Below are 24675 nucleotides of genomic sequence, written 5' to 3' on the forward strand. Positions count from 1 at the left end.
TCTTATGTATACGTATAACTTAGATGAAGTATCTGCAAACATGGTAAGCTATGTAGGAAGAAAAGCGGCCTACTTAGGAGACTTATATCATTATAACATAAATGTTCCTGAAGGTTTTGTAATAACAAAATCTGCATTTCAAGAGTTTTTAAATAAAATTAAAGGAAAAATTAATAATGAGCTAAGAAATGTTGATTTAAATGATTTAAATGATTTAAATGAAAGATTTCAGAGAATAAAAGAAATAATAGAAAAAGAAGAAATTCCAGAAGAAATAGAAAATGAGATTAAAATTAAACTTCATGGACTTTCCTCAGAATTTTTTGCTGTTAGGCCTACAGTAACTTCAAGTCTTTCTGGACATACTTTTGCGGGTGAGATGGAAACTTATCTTTACATAAGTAAAGAGGACGTTCCTCATTTTATAAAAATGGCCTGGTCAAGTTACTTTAATCCAAGATCATTATCATACCGTATTTCAACGGGCGAAGATCCATTACCTGCAGTTATTGTTCAAGAAATGATAAATCCTAGAAGTGCTGGGACTGCTTTTACACTACATCCAGTAACTAAAGATCCTAAAATGATAGTTATAGAATCTAGTTGGGGGTTAGGAGAAGCAGTTACTAAAGGTGTTGTAACTCCAGATAGATTTATCATACCTAAATACCAAAGAGTAGTAACTGAAAAATTTATTTCAGATAAAATAGTAAAATTTGTTTTTGACGAGAATGAGAGACTAATAAGAAAAATAGAAATGGACGAAGAAGAAAGAAAATCCCCTAGTATTACAGACGATGAAGCCGTTAAAATAGCAAATACTGCAATAAAAATTGAGGAAATTTTCTCTAAACCAGTTAACATAGAGTGGGCAATTAGTGATAACAGAATCTATGTATTAGAAGTGAGAGGTATAAATACGGTTATAGAAGGAGTTTAGATTTTTTTTAAAAAAAAATTAAATTATCTTAAATAATCCTCCAATATTCTGATACATTAGGTAGATTGCGACCAATATTATTATTATTGCAAATATTTTTCTAAGCATTCCTCTAGGTATAGAAGTAGCAACTTTTGTTCCTAAATAACCACCAGCTACTCCTCCTGCTAAATACAATAAAGAAATTAGAACGCTTATTTCTCCAGCCATTGTATATCTTATTGCGCTTACTACACCAAAAGTCCCTACGGCAATCAACGATGTGCCTACTGCTCTAAGCATACACAATCCTGCACTGAAAATTAGTCCTGGAACTATAAGAAAACCGCCACCTATCCCAAAAAATCCTGAAAGCAATCCTACAGCAAATCCAGTTGGAAGAATTCTATCATACCTTATTTTACATGAAGATTCTATTTCTTTCATAACGTCATCTACTGGCCTTGCAGGTTTTCCTTTATTTCTCCACATAAGTACAGCAACTACTATCATTAGTATACCGAAAAAGAACAATAAAGAAGAACCATGAACCAATAATCCAAGACTAGCTCCTATAAATGACCCTACTATACCAGGTACAGTAAATAGTATACCTTGTTTTACCTTTACATCACCTTTTTTAAAATGCATAAAGGAGTTTATGTACGCATTAAGTCCAACAGCTAATGCAGTAGTGCCTATAACTAAATGATCTATCTCGTTAGATTGAGGAGTACCTTGAGGATATAAGTATCCCAGACCAACAAAATATAGAAGGAGAGGAACAGCAAGAATAGAACCTCCTCCACCTATTAGACCTAAGCTAAATCCGACAATTAGTCCAGCTATTATAGAGAGTATATATTCTATTGGTGTAATTTCTATGGATATCATAGTTCAACTTTTATTAATTAAAAAAATCTTTAATAAATCTTTCTCACACGCATGTTAAATTTGGAAATACAATACTGAAAATTATCAACTTATTGCTTCTTCAAATATATACTTATGAAAAGCATTCAAATATCTAGATGTCTATTAACTTTTTCTCGGCATTATTCATGATTACATGATATATTTTCCTTATAGTTTCACTGTTTTCCTTAAACTGATTCCATGGTTCCACACTCGAGAACTCTCTATAAGAAAAAGTATATTTCTTTTGAAAATCTTTTACAGAAATCTTGGGTTGATGATATTCCTTTAAAAGCTCGTTCTCTTGATTACCTAAAATAATATGTTCCTTCTCTATTCCGAGAAATTTAAAGAGAATAAAAGGATCATAAGACATCATATCATTTAGGACTTTTTGCACTGCATATATGTGTTTACATGGCCTTTTATAATCTGGACATGTACAGTTGAATCCTAATTTTTGTGGAATTAAGTGAATGTTTTCCTTTTCAAGGTCTTTTTTTAACTCTTTAGGAATTTCGGATGATATTATAGAAGACAGATAGCCTTTCTGATGAATTATATTTATAATCTTCTCTTTCTCATCAATAGGGATGGTACTTCCATAGATTGTAACTTTATACATCGTTGTGCCTAAAACTTCTGCACTAATCTTGCCTGGATTTATTTCAATTTTTTTAACTGCTCCGTTTTGTGCATATTCTCTACCCCTCTGTGCTCTTGCATGATCGGTATTTTTTCTTATACTTTCACCGAATTCCCAGGCCCACCATTTTCTCATTTTAATCGCCAGAAGAAAGTTCTATCACTTTTTTCAAATCCTCTGTATTTAATTCTGTGATCCAGGAATCCCCACTAGCTATTATATCCTTAAATAATGATCTTTTTAATGATAACATTTGATCTATTTTCTCCTCTAAAGTACCTATTGTAACTAATTTATGAACTATGACATTCTTAGTTTGTCCAATTCTATATGTTCTATCTGTCGCTTGATCTTCGACTGCTGGGTTCCACCATCTATCAAAATGAATGACTCTATTTGCTGAAGTAAGATTTATACCAAAACCTCCAGCCTTTACTGAAAGTACAATGAATTTTACTGATGGATTATTCTGAAATTTGGATATTAAGTTATCTCTTTTCGCCTTAGATAATTTACCATAAATAAAAGGAGTCTCAATCTTAAATTCTCTCTCTAAAGTATTTTTTAGGATTTTACCCATTTCTACAAACTGAGTAAAAATAGCGATCTTATCTCCCTCATCTAACGCCTCCCTAACTATATCAATAGTTCTAATCATCTTTCCTGATCTTTCAATAGATGGCTCATCTCCTTTTATTAAAGCAGGATGGTCTACTATTTCCTTTAGCTTAAGGATAGTTGATAAAATAATTCCTTTTCTTTTCATTCCTTTTACGGCATCTATTTTATCTAATAACTTATCGACTTGAGCTTTGTACATTGCAGCTTGCTCTGTACTTAAATTACAGTATACGTTAGTCTCAATTTTCTCTGGTAAATCATTAATTATTTCTTTATCATATTTTGTCCTACGTAAAACGAAAGGAGATATTATAGATCTTAATTCCTCTTTCACTTTAGGATCTCCATTTTTTATTGGATTTGCAAATCTTTCTTTGAACTCATTGTAACTTCCCAATAATCCAGGATTAAGAAAACTCATTATAGACCACAAATCATCTACCTTATTTTCTATTGGAGTACCAGTTAGTGCCAATCTATATTTTGATTTCAATTCTCTGATAGCCTTGGATATTTTTGCATTTGGATTTTTAATATTTTGTGCCTCATCCAATACTATGTAATTCCATTCTACGTTCCTTAATTCCGTATCTCGTAACAAAATATTATAAGTAGTTAATACTACGTCGAATTTAGTTATATTATTCAAGTTACTTTTAAATTTGATTCTATTTTTATGAAAAACTAAAAAGCTTAGATCTGGAGCAAATTTAGTTAATTCTTCCTCCCAGTTCTTCAAAACAGATAATGGGCATATTACTAATGAGGGAGACAGTTCACCCTTTATTTTAGCATCAGAGAATGCTGCTATAGTTTGTATAGTTTTTCCTAAACCCATATCGTCGGCTAAGCATACTCCTAATCCTAGTTTGTTCATGAACCTTATCCACGAAAATCCTTTAACTTGATAGGGTCTCAAAATAGCTTTTAAATTATAAGGCTCTAAAAGCTGAACTGATTCCTTTTTATTAAGCCCATCAAGAAGGTCATTTTTAATATTCAAATTTCCAACAAGAGACTCTCTTAAAATATCAATTTTTCTTAATTTACCCTGTTTTATCTTCTCTATTATGCTCTTTATCCTCCTCAATGACGAAGAATCTATCTCAACTAAATTTCCTCCTATATCTATTATCGTTTTATTTTCATTTACCAATTTCTCAAATTCATCTTCAGATATTTCTTTATCTCCCAGTGAGATTTTATAGTCAAAAGACGTCAATTCTTCTGCAGAAAATAAATTATATGTATCAGAATTTATGCTAATTACTGGTTTTAATTTTCTAACTTTTGTAAATACCTTAACACCTTTCTCAATTAATTTGGGTACTATATCAAGAAAATTATTTAATTCATCAATACTAAGTTCGACGTCTTTTATTAATAGCCCATTCAGCTTTGGATATATGTCTGAAATTGAAGAAACAAGTTCATAATATATTTTCCTTAAATCTCCAGAATTAAGAACGATATCCGACGTTATTATTTTATTATCATCCTTATCATAGAGACCAGATATTATTTTACCTCCATTTTCATTATATAATATTGCAAGATATAACGTATAACCTAAATGCTTATCACCTAAATTACTCTGTAGTATTTTATGTAAGGTTATAAAATCATCAGAGCCTAAGACTTCTGTAGCAATAGCTGATATAACAGCTTCCATAAATGATTTAATTATTTCCGCTCTATTCGAATTCTCTAAAAATGCGTCCGGAGGAGCTTCATTAGCTAAAGAATATATATCTTCATCGCTAATCAAAGGTTTCCATTTTATACTACCATTTAAAACTGGAATTATTCTCCCAGATTTTATAAGCTGAAGTGTAGTTATTAGTATATTTTTCCAAAACATCGTCGATGGAGAATAAACTAGATTATCTACTTTTTTCCTAAATATTTTAAAAACTGCACTAATTGGAGTTTCAGCTACAAACACATTGAAAGAACCTAGTCCAACTGCGCCACTGTAATCATAAAATACGGGTCTATTAAATTCGTCAACTGGAAATATAATGGTTTCTTCGTTAAACTCTGGATAAAAATCGAGATCCCATGCTATCTCAAGCAAATCTTTTATAGTTCCGAATTTATTATCCTCAATCCATATTCCAAAGTTTTTCCCGTTCCATATAGCATGGACCACTCTCATAATACTATAAAAATGATAAATTTACGAAATAAATACTTTACTATTTAGAATTATCTTATTCAATATAAATATAAATTCAATTTCAAAAAATTCAATATTAAATTAGTTATTCTATTGGTTAAACCCTGTTAAAGTTTAGCTAGGTAAAAAAATTAATTAAAAATCTTTTTGTTTATAAGTTAAGATAATATATATGTGTGATTACAAGGTAATGAAAATAGAGAGGCCAATAAAAGATAATGGCAAAATAGTACTTCTAAATAGAGAATTTTTCAATAAATTATCTTCTGAAAATTATTTAAAGGTTTTATCATCTGATAATAGAGAAAAAATACGTTTAAGTAAAAGTTACTATTATTATATATTAGAAGAATTCAAAGAAAACGGAATAATAGAAGACAATGCAATAGCGTTTAAAGCTATAATACCTTTCATAAGCGAAGGAACATATATCAAAATTGATAGTAGTATAGTTTATGTCAATGAAAACATGATTTTCTACATAGATATGGGATCTACAACGTATTCCTGTGGAAAATGTCCTGTTGTAAGTCTTTGTGTTTATGGTTTAAGAAAAATAGCCCAGGAAATGAAAGTTAAAGTTAATACTGATTCCTGTGGACTTCCAGCAAAAATGTGGGAAAAACTTGTTTCATCAGTCTTTCAAAAATCTCTTATAAATGTGAATTCAATAAAACTATAGTATTATATAAAATATCTTATTAGCTTAACAACCTCCTCATAGCTTTTCTTTCTACAATCTAAACCCTCAAATCCTTTATTATCCAAAACTGAGAAGAACCTACATCCTCCCATACACATAGGTAAATAAGGACAATTATCGCATTTCCCTTTCCAAACGTTTCTAGCATTTTTGCTTGTAAATTTTCCATTATACTCAATTGATCCGTCTTCTTTCAGTTTACCTTTTATATACAAAGGATTTCCAGTAAATGCCCAACATGGATAAATGTATCCATATGGATCAACTACTATATCTTTCTCTACATGAGCAGCACATATGCCCAGTCTGAAAACCTCCTGCGGAATTTTAAATCCTTCTTCTCTAGCCATTTCCCAAACTTTCGTTAGAATATCTCCTTCTTCGTCTTTGGAAAAAATATTATCCCAATACTCGTTTCTAAAAACGTTCTCATGGACTAAATGAGGATCTATTCTTACTTTTGTAATTCCTTTTTCTTTTAAAGTTGAAAGCAAAGATTTTATCTCCTCAACGTTTCTATAGTCAACGTTAATCCGTAAAACCACCTTAGTATGATCTTGCGCATAAGCTAGATTATTTAATATTATATCAAACGATCCCTTACCTCCTACAAAATATCTTCTTTTATCATGAATTTCTCTAGGACCGTCTAATGTGATCTGTACATGAGATAGCCCAAATGAATTAAGTCTATCAAGAACACTTGGAGTTAAAAGGGAACCGTTTGTAACTATACTAAAAGAATACCCTTCTAATTCCTTTGATATCTCTTCTATTCTTTTCATTTGAAGTAACGGCTCACCTCCAAAATATGTAACTCTTACTTTTTTATCTTCTGAATTTCTCCTTATATAATTTATAAATCCTCTTACAACGTAATCTGAAACTCCGCCCTTCTTCCTAAAGTTCTTTTGAAAACAGTAGACGCAATCAAAATTACAATCATACGTTAAAAGCAAAGTAGGCTCTAAATATTCTTTCTCAAAAATCATCTTTTCAGGATCAAACTCTTGGTCAGAAAAACCTTCTTCTAATATATCTTTTAGATCTTCTGGTATCTCTCCTTTAGATAGCTTACTCATTTCATCGTCCGAAACTTTAATTGCATATCCTGTCAGAGTATTAAAAATTATATTGTAATCATAAAGAAAAATATTGAATTTAGATAGTTTCGTTTTTGTTTCACCTCATTGTCCCCAAGATGGAGAGTAGTTGCATCTTCCCATTTTTCTTTCGATTTTTACTACTTTTTTGGAGTCCATATGAAAAAAGAGGATAAATTGTATAAGTCTCTTTTTAAAATAAGTCCAATATAAACTATAGTAAACGGTGTTAAAAATACAACTCAGTATCATGTTAGAGTTAATATAATATTTTTCAATTTTTCTTTAAAATATTCTTATGAATCTCTTCGAATTTACCATAAATGTTTTCTAAATCAGAAATATTTTCACCGTTCTCTATTAACATTGTTATCCATAATAATTTATGACTTTTTTCAATATTTTTCTCATCAATGAAGGAGATAATATTATTCTTAATATAAAATTCATCATATTTATTGCTTAAGAGAAAACTATGTATTTTCTTCTTATGATCTAAAATTTCTCTAGGAAAGTTATTAAAAGGTAATAATTCGAATTTTATGCACTTTTTTATTATTACTCTTCTTATATTCAAAGGAGAATTTACGACAAGAAAGGAAATAGACGAAATTAGTGAATCTATGAGTTGAGATGTCTCTTTATATTTTATATTTTCCCTTATATTCCATCTTAATTTATTTTTAAACTTCTCTAATGCTAAAGATATTCCAGTACAATCTTCCAAGACGGATATATAATCTAAAGCTCTTAAACTATCTGACAATTTAAAAGATAGAAATTCTTTATTGGATATTATATCATAATTTCCATTAATTAAATTATTAAGATGATTTCTTAAACTATAGTCTATAATATCTAAAGGTAAAAATTTAAGCAAAAAATCATTTTCATGTGAGATCTGCATATTATAACATACTGCTTTAAGAGTATAAATTTTTTCTTTACATTCATAATCATACATTTTGATCAAATCGACTTCTTATTCTATAAAAATATTTCATGTGTATTAGCTAAATAATAACCATAGATAACGAGTAATCTATTCTTAGAGAATAGATTACTTTTTAATTTTAGTTCGATATTTTTAATAGTTTATAAGAGTTTTTAGTTTTACAAATTGTATTTTATGCAGCAAAGAACATGTATGCAATATATTTATAACGTTAAGTTCACATTATATTTTAATTCTTAATTAATATAAAATGTAAATTACATGAGTTTCAACTAATCATAATTTTCGTTAAACTGTGTTAATAATAACTCAAATTTAAATATTATCATGATAATTAATTATTTATGAGGCTAGTCGTAGGAACTAATTTTGATGATTCTTTATTGGAAAAAATTCGAGTATATCCAGTAAGATACGTCTTTGGAAGCGAAACAAGAAGTCTTACAGGACACGGTAGAGCGTCTTTTGTTTTACCAGAAGTAAACGACGAAAAATTAAAAAATCATATAGACGTAGCCCACTCGTATGGAATAAAATTCCTTTACACTATGAACACTGCAACATTAAACGGGAAAGAATACTCTCAAAAATTCATAGAAATGTTGCATAAAGAAATAGACAAATTGAATAATTTAGGAGTGGACGGTTTCATAGTAGCAATGCCATTTTTAGTAAGTTACATTAAAAAGGAGTATCCTAATAAGGAAATTTCAATTTCTTCATATTCAAGAGTTTATAATATTAGAGAGTTTGAGGAGTACGTAAATTTAGGAGCAGATACTATAATATTACATGAAGACGATAATAGAAATTTTAAGCTCCTTAGATCTTTAAACAAATTTAGATCTAGTGTTGACATAGAGGTAATAACAAATAACTCATGTCTTTGGGGATGTCCGTATAGGAGAACGCATGATATAATATCTTCTGTAACTTCCTCAGAAGACGGTGTAAACAACGTATGGTTCGAATATCCAATAATGTTCTGCGCAACTGATGTAAGAAATGATTTGGCAAATATAATAAGAATGAGATGGATAAGACCGGAAGATTTACATCATTATGAAGAGATTGGGATTGATAGATTTAAGATAGCTGGGAGGAACAAGAGCACGCAGTGGTTATTAAGGGCAGTTAAGGCTTATTCTGAAGGTAAATACGAAGGAAATCTCCTCGATATTGTAAGCTATCCACAAGGAAGAGCAGTGCCTAAGGTTATGAAGAAAGTAGGAGGTCCAGAAGATTATGATATTTTAGAAAAAGTTTATGTAGATAATACAAAATTTCCGCCTAATTGGTTAGGATACTTCAAATATAATGAATGTGAGACTAGGAGTTGCGAAGAATGTAGATACTGTGACGTAATTGCAGAAAGCGTAATTTCAGCGGAAGGAAAATCTCCGTCTAAACTTAATTTAAGTAAAATAAGACCTCCAATAGATCTTATTCCGAGGTTTTCCAAAAATGGTGAAACTGAACAATGAAATTAGAATTTTGGAATTAACTGAACCGAACTTCTTTGGAACAGTCCTCAATCATAACTTGACCGTGACCAAAGGACCTGGTGGAGGATTAATGCTCATAGATACTGGCCTTCCAGGATATTTGGATGAAATTGAAAGATATTTAAAATCATGGAGCTACTCTTTAGAGGATATTTCAGATATAGTCTTAACTCACTCTCATCCAGATCACTCAGGAAACGCACAAGAAATAAAGAAAATTTCAAAAGCCAAGATTTATGCTCATAAATTGGAGAAATTTGACAACCAGAAATTCCAAATACAGTATGATCAAGTAAAACAAGAATTCAATGTAAATGAAAAAGAATTTGCGGAAACTATGAAAAGAATAAATAATTTGGAATACGAAATTCCAAAAATAGATTTCTATCTGGAAGGAGGAGAAACTATAGGAAACTTTAAAGTAATTCATGTACCTGGCCATACACCAGGCCATATAGCACTTTACGATGGGAAAGTAGTAATTGCGGGAGACTCTGTAAGATATTATAAGGGTTTGAAGCCACCATTAAGATTTTTCTGTTGGAATTACGAAAAAGCAGTGAATTCGTTTAATATCTTGATAAATTTACCATTTTCATTTTTTGTTCCGTATCATGGTGAGGTGATAACCCCATGGTAAGTCCTTTTGTAGTAGTCTGGGAAAGCACAAAAGCTTGCGATTTTGCTTGTAAACACTGTAGAGCTAAAGCTATACCGAACAGATTGCCTGGAGAACTCACTAAAGAAGAAGTATCAAATTTAGTTGATGACCTAAGGCAAAGCGGAGTTAAACTATTTATAATAAGCGGAGGAGACGCACTAAAGAGAGAAGATATATTCGAAGTAATACAGGATTCTTCTAAAAAGATCACAACTGCAATTTCTCCAAGTGGAAGTAAAATAGACGAAAATATAGCGAGAAAGCTTAAGGATTCAGGAGTTTCGATAGCATCAATAAGTATTGATGGACCAGAAGAAATTCACGATAATTTTAGAGGAGTTAAAGGCGCATTTAAAATAGCTTCAAAAGCTGTAAATTCCTTACAAAATGCTGGAATTCCAGTTCAGATAAACTCAACAGTAAGTAAGTATAATGTTAATCAATTGGATAAATTAAAAGAAACAATATTGTCTTTCAAACCTGTCAGTTGGGATATATTCATATTGATACCTACCGGAAGAGCAACAAAAGATATGATGATATCTCCAGAAGAAGGCGAAGATGTTATGAGAACAGTATATAAATGGAGGGAAGAAGGAATAAATGTAAGGATGACATGCACTCCGTATTATGTCAGAATAAATAATGAACTAGGAAATAGACCATTACCCCCAGATATTAAATATGGAAGAAGAAGTATCAATGGAGCAAGAGGATGTATGGCTGGAAACGGATATGCGTTTATATCTTACGATGGAACAGTTTATCCTTGTGGTTTTCTCCCTATTCCTGCAGGGAATATAAGAGAAAGAAAATTTAGCGATATTTATGAAAATTCACCTATATTTAAAGCATTAAGAAATCCAGACGATCTTCAAGGAAAATGTGGAATTTGTGAATATAGGACTGTGTGCGGTGGATGTAGGGCAAGAGCATATTCTTTAACGGGTAATTTCATGGCAGAAGATCCATTCTGCCTTTATACTCCTATTAGGGTGAGGATATGATTAGCATTTCAAGATTAATGACAGGAAAAAGAGAAAAGGCAGACGAGATAAGATATTCTGGAAACAAGGATTACTACCCAAAAGTTCTTGTATTTAATGTTACTAGAAATTGCAATTTAAGATGCGAACATTGTTATTCTAACTCAGGATTTCATCACTATACAGATTTACCATTATCGACATGGATCAATGCAGTAAAACAAGCAGCAGATATGGGAGTAAAACACATACTTCTATCCGGCGGGGAGCCTTTAGATAGAAGGGACACATATCTTATAGCAAAGGAAGCTAACGATTATGGAATTTCAGTAGAACTTTCAACCAATGGCACAATGCTAACAAAGGAAAGAGTGGACGAAATTAAAAACTACGTAGATTATATAGGTGTAAGTATTGATGGACCAGAGGAAATTCACGACAAATTTAGGGGAATAAAAGGAACATTTAGAAAGGCAATAGAGGGAATAAGAAATTCTAAGGAAGCTGGTATAAAAACCGGATTAAGATTTACCATTACAAGAGATAATTATGAATACATAGACTTCATTTTCGAATTAATGGAAAAAGAAGGGATAGATAGAGTATGTTTCTATCATTTAGCTTATGCTGGAAGAGCTGACATAAAATTGGATATTGATAATAAAACAAGACTTAATGTTGTTAAAAAAATTATAAATTATTCAACATCTGGGAAAGAAGTGTTAACTGCAGATAATCCAGTAGATGGTATTCTTGTTTATGCAATGACTGGAAAAAAAGAAGTTTTAGATTTACTAAGAAGAAACGGAGGAAATAAGTCTGGGGAAAGGATTGCAGATATTACACCAGAAGGAATAGTTTATCCAGATCAATTTACTCAAATACCGATAGGCACAATAGATAACCTTAAGGAAATATGGGAAAAACCGAATCCATTAGTAGAAAAATTAAGAATGAGAAAATTATATGTAAAGTGTTCGGCGTGCCCATTCTTTGACGTATGCAATGGAGGTCTAAGAGGAAGAGCATTAGCTTTAGGTGACTTGTGGGGGAAAGATCCTTCTTGCTATCTAGAAAATATATTTAACAAATAATTTTTAGAAAAATATTTATTTTATTTACTTTTTGCTAATTTTTCTGTTTCAGTTTCTCTCCAAGGTTCTGTTTTTTGTGTGAAATGAACTTCAGATTTCATTCCTGCTAACCTTTTTGCAACTTCTTCCGAATAACTTAGATCATAAAGTCTTGTAAACATTATACGTTGAGCCGCAGGACTTCCAGCACCATGTACAGATTCTATTTGGAATGCTACCCCCAAACTCACATTTTCTAATAATCTAACCATTCTTATACGATCTTCTGCAGTATACCCCTCAATTCCTTGAAGGTATTTAGCTATATATTCCCTTAATTTAGGATTCTTTAGATCCCATTCGCTTGGTGCTGTACCTAATATTCCTCCTGCTATATCTACTGATAATTGAGATATTTGAGATGGAAATCTTGTAACTAGATGTTTGGTTACGTTTGCATGCATTGGATTTACCCACCAACAGCCTGGACAAGGTTGAACAGCATTAAGACTTGCAGCTATTCCTGCTGCATACATTGTTTCAGTTAGAAATATTTCTTCTGTAATTTTTTCTTGAATGTGAGACGCTTTTTCTACACCGGCCTGCTTAGCTAAATTATATGAAGCTCCTATAATTACGTCTCCTAATCCAGCTTTACATCCTCCATAGCCCTGTCTATGATATGCGGAGAAAATTTCAACTAATTGCCCGGTATATTGCCAATCTCTCAAAAGGAAGACTCTATCCATGGGAACAAAAACATGATCAAATATAACTAATCCCTCATGGTTATAGAAATAAGGTATTCCATCTATTTCTCCTCCTTCTAGTCTTCTAGCATCGTTTAATTGCCTTCCTACAATTATTTTTATTCCTTCGCTGTCTGTCGGTACTGAAAAAGCTACTGCATAGTCTTGATCTTCTGGACCCATAGCTCTCGTAGGAAGAACTACTATTTCTTCGCTTGCAGCTACTCCTGTTATGTTAGCTTTAGCACCAGAAACGTAAATACCATCTTTTGTTACTTCTGTTACTCTAACATATGCATCTTTATTAGGTTGTTGATGAGGCTTTAAAGTTCTGACTCCTTTTGCGTCAGTCATAGCTCCTGCTAACGCTAAATCTCTTTTTTGTACTGTCTTCAAATATTCTACAAACTTTTCTTTAGGTTCGGTTTTACCGTGCTGTGCCATTAGTTCTACCGTTATATATAAGGTGTTTAATGCATCGAAACCTACGCATCTTTGGAAACATGCTCCTACTTTATGACTTATCTTTCTAAGTAATTTTACCTTTGCAGCTAAATCGTCTGGAGACCTGTGAATATGATTAAATCTATTTGTTTCATCGTTTATAAATGGACTCCAAACTCTAGCCAAATCCTTAGTATCTTCGTCCCATGCAGCGTCAAAAGTAGCTTTAAATGAAAGAATTGAAGGTTTTAAAAACGGATTTGTAGTTACGTCTTTTACTTCTTTTCCTAAAACATATACTTCCGCTTTATTTCTTACTTTTATCGCGTCTAGGTATTGTTCTCCAGTTCTTAATCCCATATATAGCTATATGATTTAAAGTTTTTAAACTTTAGTATAAACGTTCTTCGTCTGAGAAAAAGTAGAATAAATGAGAAAATGGTAAAAATCGAAAGAAAATGATATATTTGCAAGAATAGAAAGCTGAAAAAGATGAGTATGTATAAAAATTCAATAATAATTTAATGTTATCTAGAATAGAAAATACTTAGAAAATACTCCTTTAAATACTTCGAAAGCGTCATCGGAATATAAGCAAATAATTATCTCCATCTCAGGATTTTTCTCTAAAATTACTTTAGCCATTATCTCTGCGCACCTTTCATAAGGATAGCCGTAAATACCCGTAGAAATTGCAGGAAAAGCTATCCTTTTTACTCCTAGTTCTTTAGCCTTATCCAAAGATTTTCTTATAGCAGACTCCAATTTATCATCTCCTTCTACTCCATATCTAGGACCTACGGCATGGATAACATACTTTGCTCTTAAATTGCCTGCAGAAGTTACAGCTACTTCACCAGTAGGAATAGGACCATTCTTCCTTACATATTCTCTACTTTCTTCTTGAATTATATATCCTCCTTTTTTAACTATTGCCCAGGCCACGCCTCCTCCGTGCTCTAAATAAGAATTAGCGGCATTAACTATTGCATCAGCCTCTATTTGAGTTATATCGCATTTCCTTATAGAGAGCTTCACAATTGTTTTACAAAGAAACGTTAGATAAAAAAGTTTAGAGTAGATAATATGTGAAATTGAAAATGAAAACGTTAGTACTTTCAGAAAGTTTATAGCTTTTATCTTAAGGATTTACCGTTAAATCCTAGTCTAAGAACTTTCAGTAAATACTAGTGTACATAACAATAGCAATACGATTCTAGATAACGTTATTCCAATTCTGTTATTGTTAATTATTATATTTGATATTCTTTTACTTATTAATACTAAAAATATTGCGTTATTAAATTAATTCCTTGAGCATTCCATCTACACTTTTCCCATTCATATCATAAACCGTTTGAATTGAAAGTATTAATGAGAACAAAAGTAACCCAACGTTTCCAATCTTTGTACCTAGTTTAAAGAATTTATTTAGTTTTATTTTACTTTTTTCATTTTCTTGGATTTTTTGAGGAAGAATAATGCTATACCAACCTAGATCTTTAAGTTCTTGAGTTACTTTCTCTACATCAATATTATTCCTAAAATCTCTATAAGTCTTTATGCTATCTTCTATAAGTTCCTTTGGCTTATTTACAGATTTTACTATAATGGGAAGAAGACCTATACTCTCGCTCATGGAAAGATTAGAGGATCTTAATCCCCAATATGCATATCTTAAATAAGATATTAACTCTAAAGTATAAGCGTCAGCATGCCCCTTACTCTTGATTTCTATTTTCCCTAAGACTTTTCTAAGTATATTCTCTTCTAACTTTAGTTTATCCTCGTTTATAGCAGTTACCGTTATTTCTTTAGGATTTAGAATTATCTCACCTAAAGTTGTTCCTAAACGTGGCTTTTCGTTACTAAAAAACGCAGAAACTTCATAAAATGGTAATCCATTAGAAATAATTTTCAAGTATAGAGAACTATCATAATATTGCTCTACAAATTCCCTGTCAACAGAATCAAATTTTTTCAATGTAGTAAGAACGTCCCTAATTTTATAGTTAAAAGCTACAGGATCTATTTTAAATGAAGCTTTAAGAGAATTGACTATCTCTTCCTTCTTTTTCTTATTCTTGATAAGAGACAAAATTTCTTCTACAAAGCCTTTAAGTTCTCCATCATTTAGATAGTCTTTTAGTAATCTTTGTTGAAGATAGAGTTCAAAGAAAAGCGGGTCTTTTTCTTTCAATTCTAATTTAGTATTTAAATCATATTTCTCCAATATTGGTTTTAATAACTCTACATTTGGCTTTTCAATAAGAACTTTCGAACCTATTAATAAAGCAGAATAAAATTCGTCAGCATTTTTAACTTCTATTTTACCTTCTATAATAACTCTGTAACTTGGTGAACTCATTAAATGATTCTTTGATTATGGCTAAAATATCTGTCTCCTATATACTTTATTATTTTACAATAAAAACTAATACTATGAATGTTAAGGAATCAATAATTTCTAAAATAAAGAATCCACAATTAGCAATGGCTTTCACTAAGGTTAATAGAGAAGATTTCCTTCCAGAACAACTAAAAAAGTATGCCTATGACGATAAGTATGTAGAATCTGCACTTACTATTTTACCTAATGTCACTACTACTGCTCTAAGCCTTGGAATTTACATGTTAGATTCGCTGGATCTACAGAAAGGTCAAAAAATTCTAGAGATAGGAACGGGAATAGGATATTATACTGCATTAATGGCAGAAATTGCTAGTAAGATAGTTTCAATAGAGATAAACGATGATATGTACGAATATTCTAAAAAGAGATTAAATTATAGTAATATTGAGCTTATAAAAGGAGATGGAACGTTAGGATACGAAAAGGAAAGTCCTTATGACAGAGTTATAAGCTGGGCTGCTTCGCCCACATTGTTATGTAAGCCATTTGAACAACTTAAGGAAGGAGGTATAATGATAACTCCTATAGGAGTCGAAAGAGTACAATGGTTATATAAGATTACTAAAAAGGAAGGAAATCCTATAATTGAGAAATTAACTGAAGTAATTTTTATGAGAATGAAAGGAGTATATGGATTTTACGATGATTATGAAGATCCTATAGAAAATAGATTAGAAAAACTAGAAAGACAAGTCAAATCTATAATATCTAGATTAAAGTAACTACTAAAAAAGAGGTTTAGCCTAATTCTTAATCTAAAAGTCAAGTATCTTATGAAAATTAACTAATGAAGAGATTTCTGATGTTATGAATTTGTTATGAATTTTAAAAACAAACATTATAGAAAATTTTTAAAAGTTTCTATTATATATTAAGGATATTTCTTTCTGAAGAGTAAAATAATAAGTATTACAAATAAGATACCAATGCTTCCTATCCTAATTGCTTTATATACTAGATTTACACTGGATTGATGAGTTATTGACGTAGTAATTTTCGTTACGTTATGTATAACTATTGCACCAATGAATTCTCCTACGCACTTACCGTTTTTATAAAAATATACTACCTCTGGATACGGAAGATAGAACGATTTACCATTTACGCAGTCTACTTCAGTATAATTGTTAAAATTGATTAATATTCTCTTTTCAGGTATGAAAGAATAGTTAAAATAGTAAAATGGCCTTATTGTTACGTTTTCTAACGCGGTAGAGTTTACAAAGAATCTCCCATTAGCTAACCACAAGCTACCCCTTGGAAACGTGTAGAGGGTATTATTAACAATTACGACACTAAAGTTATATAATTTCTGCATACCAGCGTTACCATAAGTTATCCACACTTTTCCATTGCTAAAATACGCATATCCGTTCGTAGCGCTTTCTCCAGTAGACGGAATCCCACTATAAGCTACTGGAGGAACATACCAATTTTTATTATATCTGTAATATTCTTTTATAGATATATTAAATCCTTTTGCAAGTCCCGCTACTGCGCCGTTCCCATATCCCCCTATTACAGTACCAGTATCATAACCAGAATACACTATTCCAATAAATTTACCTTTAAGAACACAAGTTTTGTTTAACGTTAGAGTTGTATTAGATATAAAGAATTCAATACGAAGCATATTACTAGTGTTTGTCCAAATTGTAGTAATATTAAAGGTACGACCAACAATGCTACTATAAAAATATTCATAATATGATCCATTGTAGTAAATACTAGTTTCCCATTGCGTATCGTAACCATTTTTAGTTAACATCATTGGCTGAATTACATTTTGAACAAATATATTGCTACCATTTAAATTAAGACATACGTTTTCCTGGATTGAAATATCTGGCGATCCAAGCTGTAAAGATATATTGTACAAATTCACTATTGCTTGTATTCCATTAGTTTCTACATATCCAAATTCATATCCATAATTAAACCCTGCATGAAATACTGGAATAAAAACTATTAACGTAAGGAGGAGTAATGCCTTCACAAATATCATTAGATTTAAGCAAAATAAAAATCCTTTAGTAATATTAGAAGTGTTTTTAAGATTACTCTATAAAAATTATTTTTAAATCAGAGCCATACAATACTGTATAAAAATTGATAGGGAGCGATCAAGGAAAACTCTTATAGAAAAAAGTATTAAATTTTCTATTCTCTTATTTCCATATGAAAAGTATATATTTACCATTAGTATCTTCAGAAGATCTTCTACCGTTACCTAGATATAAGCAACTTGCAGTATCCTTAGCTAAGGCTGGAGGAAAAGAAAATAGGTTTACTAAAATAGACATAATAGGCTGGCCATTTTTAGCATATAAGTTAGAAAAAAGCGGAGGCTATCTTATTTTTGATGAAACCCTAAAACTAAGTACAGAAATAAAAACCTACATAGTTCAAGATTATGAAAGGATATCTTCAATATTAGATAATTCTAAGGACGAAAACGAAATACTTAATTATATAACAAGTATCAAATGGGGAGATACAAAAGGTAGTTCTGTTCTCAGTTTCAGAGGAATAATAGAACAGAACATGCAGGATATTTTTAAGTTAGGAAACTCTGATATACCTGCTAGGATTATTGACAAAAGTTTAAAAGAAATAGATATAGAACTTTCTATTTCAGATATAGAAAAAACTATGGAAAAAATAAAAGATGATATTAACAATATAGAAAGAGCTGAGGAAAAAATTAAGACTACAATAGAAATAATTAAGGGAAGAAAAGCAGAAGATAAAAAGAGAGTAGAAGAGGAATTCAATAAAAAAATTCTAGAAAAATCTCAGATACTAAAAGAAAATGTTGGCAAAGTTAAAAAAGCCATTGAAGAGGAAGTAGGGAATACAAGTAAACAATTATATTCTAAATTGACTGACATAGAAGTTTTAATAGCTAAGGCAGAAATAGACATGGAAGCAGGATATGTTGAAAATGTAAATAGCGTTTATACTGTGAAAAATAAATATCTTAGCGAGATTAATCAAAAAATTAACGAGATTAAGGAAAAATATAAGAAGGAAATCCATAGGATAGTAGAAGATATTAACTCACTCAAAATAGAAAAGCAAACAGAAATAAATAGAATAAACAATAAAATACAGGAATTAGATAACATACAAAATCAAGCAATAATTCAATTAGAACAAATAAAAAAGGAGCAATTAACTAGCTTAGATAGACTAGCAAAATTACCAAAATTTCTCTCATTTATGGAAGATAGAGTTGAGGTAATAGTACCATTTATGGTACTAGAAGGTAATAATAGGATATTAATCTCCCCACAAATATACAAAGGAGGAAAGAAAGCTTTCTTTGGAATACTCAAAAAAGATCCGTCCGAAATTTCTACTCAAATTAATGGAATAGAGTTCCTATTGAATAACTTCTCTTGGAATACAGTAGATTCTTTAAGAAAATATAAGGAAGAAATAGAAAAAGGACTCAAAGAGCTATCAGAAGAAGGATGGAACGTTAAAAAAAGTTTGGATGAATATTATACATGATACAAAAACCATATTTATCAAAGATAATAAAGTGTTAGAATATTTCTAACAAGATAATTTATACATCTGTTCAAGAAAAGCTAGATTAATATGATATATAATTACGAATCGGAGATTAGCGTTAGTGAACTACCGCGCCCTAACGGACGTGGCTTCCTGCTTCAAAGCCGAGGCTTGCCAAAGGTAGAGGTCTCAGCTCCACAGGCACTAAGGGTCGTTCCGACCCCGATCTTCTTAGGATGTTGAGGGAAGCATTATAATCACGATCAGCGACCCAACCGCACTTGGGACAGACAAACACACGATCAGCCAAAGTTAAGTCCTTCTTAACATGCCCGCACCTAGCACAAGTCATTGAAGTAAAAGCAGGATCCACTAGAGTGAGTTTCTTACCGTACTTCCCAAGTTGATACTCCATGATACTCCTAAGCTCATGAAAAGCAACATCGTGTAACCTCATCCTCAGCCTTCTGAGAGACTTACCAACAAGTTGCTTAACGCGAATGTCCTCCATTACGAGAACATCATAATGCTCAGCAAAATACTTACCAAGTTTCATGTACATGTCCTTCCTAAGGTTCTTCAAGTGTTCGTGAGCCCTCGCTAGACGAATCTTTGCCTTAAACCAGTTGCGTGACAAGAACTTCTTCCTTGAAAGAGCTTTATGAAGCTTCTTCATCTTGTTGAGTGCCTTCTCATAAGGCCTCTGGTTGGGGACATATTCCCCGTCAGAGGTAGTGAGAAGTTTCTCTACACCAACATCCACAGCAACAACTTTGTTTGTCTTTGGGAGTTGAGGATACTCTTGATCCACAACGAAAGTAATGTACACTCTCCCTGATGGTGTTAACTTGACTATTACCCTCTTTACCTTGTCTAGCGGGAAATCCCTATGAACAATAACGTTGAAGATCCCTAGGTTTGACAGCTGAAGCGTTATTACCTTCTTCTTGTTCTTCTTGCTCTTCGTCCTTATTTCTCTCACCTTCAGGACTTTCCAACCTGATTGAGGGTAGACGAGGGAGTACCACTTGTGTGCTTTCTTTTCCTTTGGGAAACGTGCTAACCCATCGAAGAACCTCTGTCTAGCGTCGTAGAATCTGTCTGCAATCTGCTGCAGTGTTTGGGAATATAGATGTTGATATTGTTCATCCTGTTTTCTCAAATCGAGAGCTAGTTGCCTCAACTCCGTCTTAGTGAGTCCTTTTCCGTCTCTTTCATGAAAATAGATATCTGTCCAACGTAGAGTGTTGTATACTTCTGACGCTAACCTCAACTGGGCTTTTAACGCCCTCAATGTTTGTTCGTTAGTGTACGCTCTGAAGCGTAACCCTACGTCTGGCATTAATAGGATATTTGAAAAGAATTATTTAAGCTTTACAAAAGGGGGCTATCCATCTCCACCCTTACGGATGGAGTCTTCCGCTCCCTTTGAACCCCTTGTTAAGATAAAGTATTCTCTCTCAACCTTATATTTTTCTATTAGTAACTAAATTTCCTATAAATAATTCGCTAAGATAATTTTTGTAAGATGATTTTAGGGTCTACCCTCACTGATGGGGTCTTACGCTCCCTTTGAACCCTATATAGATTAATTAGTTGGGGAGAGTAATACTCTCCAACTGGGAAACATGGTCGACCCTTTGACTGAAGCAAAGTCTTCGAACGGGGGCGTGACAAACCCCTACCATCGGACTGAACATTGTGATAATATGCACGGATATAGGTGTGATAAAGAGGTAGGGATCCTAGGAATAGACATATCAAAAGATCATCTAGTAACGAGTGAGGGGAGGGTCTACGAGAACAACAAGAAGGGTTATGAAGAAATACTAAAAGTGAAACTAAACACAATAGTGGTCGAACCGACAGGAGCATACTCAATAAAACCATGTCAATACTTCAAGGAAAAAGGGATCAAGATACTACAAGTAAGCCCAAATATACTATGGAAGGAGAAGGACTTGAGAGGAAAGAAAACAGATTTTTACGACGCACAAAAACTAATAAACATGGCAAACAAGGCAAAGGAGTACAACTACAACCCATTGAAAGAACTAGTAACACTATACGTCTTCCTAAAAGACCTTGAAGTAAAGTACAAGAACAGGGTAAAAAGAGCACTATTCCTAGTCAGTGACGAGGAAAAAATAAGCAAGGAAATGCTTGAAGAATTCTCTAAAGGAAACTTCAAAATACAATTATACAACTTAGAGTACACAAAGATCGTACTTGAAGAAATCGAAGTATTATCTAAAGCACTACTGGAAACAAGCGAGAAAATAAAAGAAGTAGAGAAAATGATACAATCACAGTCTGAAAATCACGTTCTATTAACTATACCGGGAATAGGAAAACTTTCTTCGGGAATAATAATAGGCATTGTTGGAGACATTAAACGCTTTCCTAACCCTGAGTCCTTCGTAGCCTACTGTGGTTTAGACCCAATAGTTGAGAGGAGCGGTAAAGCTACTGTAAGTAAGGGAATATCGAAGAAGGGTAATAAGTACTTGCGCAGCTTGTTCTACTTCCTCGCTGAGATGAATTACTCTCGTAATCCTACATTACTAGAATTTTACGAGAACCATAAGGAAAAGTTGAAGGGAAAGAAGTTGTACACTGCTTTAGCCAGGAAATTGGCTAGAATAGTTTGGAGTGTTTGGTATAATAATAAGCCTTATGAGCCTAAGTGATCCTCCCCAAATCGCCACGTGAATTGAAAGGTACACGTGGCAATCTTAGTTGACATTATGCTTGAAGTTCAACCAAAATATTTATTACTGAACGCCCCTTGTTAAGATAAAACTCTAATGATGCGGTAAACTGTATCTTATGAATAGAATAGTATACATATACAGGGTGAGAATTATTATTATAGAATATGATGTTTCCGGAACCAGAAGTTATTATGCCTAATGTTCCATAAGGAACTTTAGAGGTAGATATTGATGAAGGTAATTTTACTTGTATAGGCTAGGACATATTATAGTAAATTAATGACTAATAGCCTGCTGTAGAGTTATAAGGTACAAAAAAGGCAGTCGAAGGACCTATTTCTGCTAGGGTTCCATGTTGAAATTGTAATATGTTTTGTTTAAATTCTTTTCCTAATTCAGAATGTATAAGTATTGAAGGCGAAACAAAAAATAGAAATAGACCTATTAATATTATAACTATTCCGATTATAAATATCTTGCTGACCATATTGACAGCTCGTCAAAAGCCAATAAAAATTAATTCGTTATAACATTTTCTAGCAATTCTTTAAAGAATATTTCTATGGCCTTGTAGCCTATTGCTAATGCATTCATTTTTACAATATCCTTATTTTCCTTATTCGTATCGTAATATGTTAGTTGAACTTTTGGGTATACAGTCAGTCTGTCTATACTCACGTTAAAATTGAGTGTTTCTGTAATAGAAGTAAAAGATTTGTTATAACTTTCAGTTAATGAGACGCTAAAATCCTTTCCTTTTAGATTTTCTAAAGAGTTTTGTATTTCCCTGTGAAGATATTCTTTTGCTTTTTCAGAGTTTTCTTTAAGGAAAACTTTCATATATAATCTTAGAATATTCTTTTTATCTAATTTTATTGATTTTATTAATCCTATCTTATTTAGCCATTCATTACAGATTTTTCTACAAGTTTCTCCATAACAAAGACTACAATATTTTCCTAAAAGGACTTTAGATAAAAGTTTTCCCATTTCTTCCACATCATAAAAATAAAGCACACTGCCTTCTTTCATTGCCTTATCTAAGTATTGTGAAAAACCTTCTTCTCCATTTAGTCTTGTATTAGACGATAAAATCTCATAGTAAAGGGAATTAATATCTTCATTCTTCTTTTTGAATTCCGCTACATATGTTAATGGTGTTACGTCCTTTTCTTCGGTCAATTTTAGGAAAGGTATCATATCTTCCTTCTCTTTATTAATAATATCTATTACCTTAGCTACAGGTCCCTTGCCTTCCTTCTTTTCTATAATGTAACTTACATCTACACCCTCAGCAAATAGATTTCTTAATGCGTCGTCAAGATTATCATATTCTGGAGTTTTAGGAGTTAATGCAACAACAAGGAATTTTTGGGTTTCTTCTTTTTCGCTTCTAATTAGTCTTCCTAATCTTTGGTAAAACCGTAATGGGCTTTGAGGCACATCAGTCATTATAAGGAGTTTAGCTTCAGGGATATCTATTCCTTCCTCGCCTACTAAGGTAGAAATAATTACGTCAACGTCTCCTCTTTTTGCGCTATCTACTAATTTCTGCCTTTCCTCTTTTGATGCGTCTCCAGTAAGAACTTTTACTCTTTTCATGTCAACTTTAGTTTCTCTTATAGCTTTTTCGAATTCGTACGCAGTAGCTTTTCTCGATGTAAAAATTAGTACTGGTTTGAAATCTTCTACCCTATATACGGAAAGTATATCTTGAAGAGCTCTAGCTTTATGGCTTAATCCTTCTGAATCACATAGCATAAAGTATGCAGAATTATCTTGAACTTTATCATTTAATCTTTGTAAACTTTCACAAAATGCACTCTTTCCGTAGCTATAAAGAGTGACTTCTAAGAATTTTAATGTGTCTTTATTTCCCTTTGCTTTCTTTTTAAAGAATAACTCATAAACGTTATCCTCTAAGGAATCCATGTCAGCATCAAAGAGATCTGCTATAGCTTTTGGCGGTTTGAAGGATGGGTCTATCTTAGACAGTGCCTTAAAGTCGTATGAAAGTACTATAGGTTCTCCAAAAGATTCTGATACTCTCAAGTCTAATTTATATCTCTTGTACCCTGGTAGAAGTGCAGTAAGTCCTATAATTATTTTTGGATTAAGTTGCATTAAAGCTTCCGTATATCTACTGTCTCCAAATGCATGGTGTACCTCATCAAAGATTATAGCGTCGGCTTTTGCATCGCATTTTGCCGCAGTAAATGGAGTTGAAACTATGATAGATTTTCCCTCGTTAAACGCTTCGCAGTTTCCTTCATATTCCATTCCTATATCTTGATAAACTTTTTTCCAAAATTTTGTATACATCTGATCGCATAAGAGTCTTGTAGGCTCCATTACTATTATATTGTGAAATCCCTTTTTCATTAGGAAATAGGCTAAAAATATTTCAATTACTGTCTTTCCACTACCTGTAGGCATTGATGCTACGACGAATTTTTCTCCTAAATCTATTGCATTTATTAAATCTTTGCTTACATGTTCTTGATAAGGAAACATTGAAAATCCAAGCTTTTCTTTTAAAAGAGAGTTAAAATCGCTAATATAATCCATTC

General features: G+C 32.0%; 21 protein-coding genes. 9 read left to right on the forward strand and 12 right to left on the reverse strand.

Annotation, left to right across the window (positions count from 1 at the left end; all coding sequences use genetic code 11):
- The first annotated feature begins 4 nt into the window (after window positions 1–4).
- Complete coding sequence (locus tag DFR85_RS28100) at window positions 5–940, forward strand: PEP/pyruvate-binding domain-containing protein (RefSeq protein WP_110271898.1); 936 nt, start codon at window positions 5–7, stop codon at window positions 938–940.
- An 18-nt stretch (window positions 941–958) separates the two neighbouring features.
- Here DFR85_RS28100 and DFR85_RS28105 read toward each other — a convergent pair whose 3' ends face one another.
- The 3 genes from DFR85_RS28105 to DFR85_RS28115 all read right to left on the reverse strand — a co-directional run bounded on the left by DFR85_RS28105 (window position 959) and on the right by DFR85_RS28115 (window position 5259).
- Window positions 959–1813 (reverse strand): sulfite exporter TauE/SafE family protein, encoded by an 855-nt coding sequence (locus DFR85_RS28105; RefSeq protein ID WP_110271137.1) that lies wholly within the window; start codon window positions 1811–1813, stop codon window positions 959–961.
- Between the two features lie 133 nt (window positions 1814–1946).
- Window positions 1947–2615, reverse strand: a complete 669-nt coding sequence (locus tag DFR85_RS28110) for an SWIM zinc finger family protein (RefSeq protein ID WP_110271138.1) — start codon at window positions 2613–2615, stop codon at window positions 1947–1949.
- A 1-nt stretch (window position 2616) separates the two neighbouring features.
- Window positions 2617–5259, reverse strand: a complete 2643-nt coding sequence (locus tag DFR85_RS28115) for a DEAD/DEAH box helicase (protein WP_110271139.1) — start codon at window positions 5257–5259, stop codon at window positions 2617–2619.
- A 193-nt stretch (window positions 5260–5452) separates the two neighbouring features.
- Between DFR85_RS28115 and DFR85_RS28120 the strand changes: the two genes are divergently transcribed.
- Complete coding sequence (locus DFR85_RS28120) at window positions 5453–5962, forward strand: hypothetical protein (RefSeq protein ID WP_246252889.1); 510 nt, start codon at window positions 5453–5455, stop codon at window positions 5960–5962.
- Window positions 5963–5964: 2 nt separating this feature from the next.
- Here the strand turns inward: DFR85_RS28120 and DFR85_RS28125 are convergent, their stop codons facing one another.
- Both DFR85_RS28125 and DFR85_RS28130 read right to left on the reverse strand, forming a co-directional pair.
- The gene (locus tag DFR85_RS28125; protein WP_110271140.1) at window positions 5965–7065 is read right to left on the reverse strand and encodes a radical SAM/SPASM domain-containing protein; all 1101 of its coding nucleotides are present in this window, start codon (window positions 7063–7065) and stop codon (window positions 5965–5967) included.
- 295 nt (window positions 7066–7360) lie between these two features.
- The gene (locus DFR85_RS28130; RefSeq protein ID WP_162582797.1) at window positions 7361–7993 is read right to left on the reverse strand and encodes a hypothetical protein; all 633 of its coding nucleotides are present in this window, start codon (window positions 7991–7993) and stop codon (window positions 7361–7363) included.
- Window positions 7994–8385: 392 nt separating this feature from the next.
- Between DFR85_RS28130 and DFR85_RS28135 the strand changes: the two genes are divergently transcribed.
- Genes DFR85_RS28135 through DFR85_RS28150 form a run of 4 tightly spaced genes read left to right on the forward strand, consistent with a single transcriptional unit; the run spans window position 8386 to window position 12287 of the window.
- Window positions 8386–9525, forward strand: coding sequence for a peptidase U32 family protein (locus tag DFR85_RS28135; RefSeq protein WP_110271142.1), 1140 nt, complete (start codon window positions 8386–8388; stop codon window positions 9523–9525).
- Window positions 9506–10186, forward strand: a complete 681-nt coding sequence (locus DFR85_RS28140; RefSeq protein WP_110271143.1) for an MBL fold metallo-hydrolase — start codon at window positions 9506–9508, stop codon at window positions 10184–10186. The genes DFR85_RS28135 and DFR85_RS28140 overlap by 20 nt, the downstream gene beginning before the upstream one ends.
- The gene (locus DFR85_RS28145) at window positions 10180–11214 is read left to right on the forward strand and encodes a radical SAM/SPASM domain-containing protein (RefSeq protein ID WP_110271144.1); all 1035 of its coding nucleotides are present in this window, start codon (window positions 10180–10182) and stop codon (window positions 11212–11214) included. Before DFR85_RS28140 ends, DFR85_RS28145 begins: the two co-directional genes overlap by 7 nt.
- Entirely contained in the window at window positions 11211–12287 is a 1077-nt protein-coding gene (locus DFR85_RS28150) for a radical SAM protein (RefSeq protein ID WP_110271145.1), read from the forward strand. The genes DFR85_RS28145 and DFR85_RS28150 overlap by 4 nt, the downstream gene beginning before the upstream one ends.
- 20 nt (window positions 12288–12307) lie before the next feature.
- On the opposite strand, the gene DFR85_RS28155 is transcribed toward DFR85_RS28150, so the two are convergent.
- The 3 genes from DFR85_RS28155 to DFR85_RS28165 form a co-directional block, all read right to left on the reverse strand.
- Complete coding sequence (locus DFR85_RS28155) at window positions 12308–13819, reverse strand: 4-hydroxyphenylacetate 3-hydroxylase family protein (RefSeq protein ID WP_110271146.1); 1512 nt, start codon at window positions 13817–13819, stop codon at window positions 12308–12310.
- Window positions 13820–13990: 171 nt separating this feature from the next.
- The gene (locus DFR85_RS28160; protein ID WP_110271147.1) at window positions 13991–14497 is read right to left on the reverse strand and encodes an ADP-ribose-binding protein; all 507 of its coding nucleotides are present in this window, start codon (window positions 14495–14497) and stop codon (window positions 13991–13993) included.
- A 262-nt stretch (window positions 14498–14759) separates the two neighbouring features.
- Entirely contained in the window at window positions 14760–15827 is a 1068-nt protein-coding gene (locus DFR85_RS28165; RefSeq protein WP_110271148.1) for a hypothetical protein, read from the reverse strand.
- A 74-nt stretch (window positions 15828–15901) separates the two neighbouring features.
- On the opposite strand from DFR85_RS28165, the gene DFR85_RS28170 reads away from it, so the two are divergent.
- Window positions 15902–16594 carry a protein-L-isoaspartate O-methyltransferase family protein gene (locus DFR85_RS28170; RefSeq protein ID WP_110271900.1) on the forward strand — a complete coding sequence of 231 codons (693 nt, stop codon included), beginning with the start codon at window positions 15902–15904 and terminating at the stop codon, window positions 16592–16594.
- A 149-nt stretch (window positions 16595–16743) separates the two neighbouring features.
- On the opposite strand, the gene DFR85_RS28175 is transcribed toward DFR85_RS28170, so the two are convergent.
- A complete protein-coding gene (locus tag DFR85_RS28175) occupies window positions 16744–17877 on the reverse strand; it encodes a hypothetical protein (protein ID WP_432417911.1) in 1134 nt (377 codons plus the stop codon).
- Window positions 17878–18050: 173 nt separating this feature from the next.
- On the opposite strand from DFR85_RS28175, the gene DFR85_RS28180 reads away from it, so the two are divergent.
- Complete coding sequence (locus DFR85_RS28180; RefSeq protein ID WP_110271149.1) at window positions 18051–19388, forward strand: hypothetical protein; 1338 nt, start codon at window positions 18051–18053, stop codon at window positions 19386–19388.
- A gap of 139 nt (window positions 19389–19527) precedes the next feature.
- Here the strand turns inward: DFR85_RS28180 and DFR85_RS28185 are convergent, their stop codons facing one another.
- Window positions 19528–20733 carry an RNA-guided endonuclease InsQ/TnpB family protein gene (locus tag DFR85_RS28185; protein WP_110271150.1) on the reverse strand — a complete coding sequence of 402 codons (1206 nt, stop codon included), beginning with the start codon at window positions 20731–20733 and terminating at the stop codon, window positions 19528–19530.
- 286 nt (window positions 20734–21019) lie between these two features.
- Here DFR85_RS28185 and DFR85_RS28190 point away from each other — a divergent pair, with 286 nt between their 5' ends.
- On the forward strand, window positions 21020–22081 hold the full coding sequence (locus DFR85_RS28190; protein ID WP_110271151.1) for an IS110 family RNA-guided transposase: 1062 nt from the start codon (window positions 21020–21022) through the stop codon (window positions 22079–22081).
- Between the two features lie 307 nt (window positions 22082–22388).
- Here DFR85_RS28190 and DFR85_RS28195 read toward each other — a convergent pair whose 3' ends face one another.
- Together DFR85_RS28195 and DFR85_RS28200 are read right to left on the reverse strand one after the other, a co-directional pair.
- The gene (locus tag DFR85_RS28195) at window positions 22389–22592 is read right to left on the reverse strand and encodes a hypothetical protein (RefSeq protein ID WP_110271152.1); all 204 of its coding nucleotides are present in this window, start codon (window positions 22590–22592) and stop codon (window positions 22389–22391) included.
- Window positions 22593–22621: 29 nt separating this feature from the next.
- Window positions 22622–24673: a DEAD/DEAH box helicase gene (locus DFR85_RS28200; protein WP_110271153.1), complete on the reverse strand. Its 2052-nt coding sequence runs from the start codon at window positions 24671–24673 to the stop codon at window positions 22622–22624.
- Between the last annotated feature and the right edge of the window lie 2 nt (window positions 24674–24675).

Origin of the sequence: Acidianus brierleyi, assembly GCF_003201835.2 — an archaeon.
GTDB lineage: Archaea > Thermoproteota > Thermoprotei_A > Sulfolobales > Sulfolobaceae > Aramenus > Aramenus brierleyi.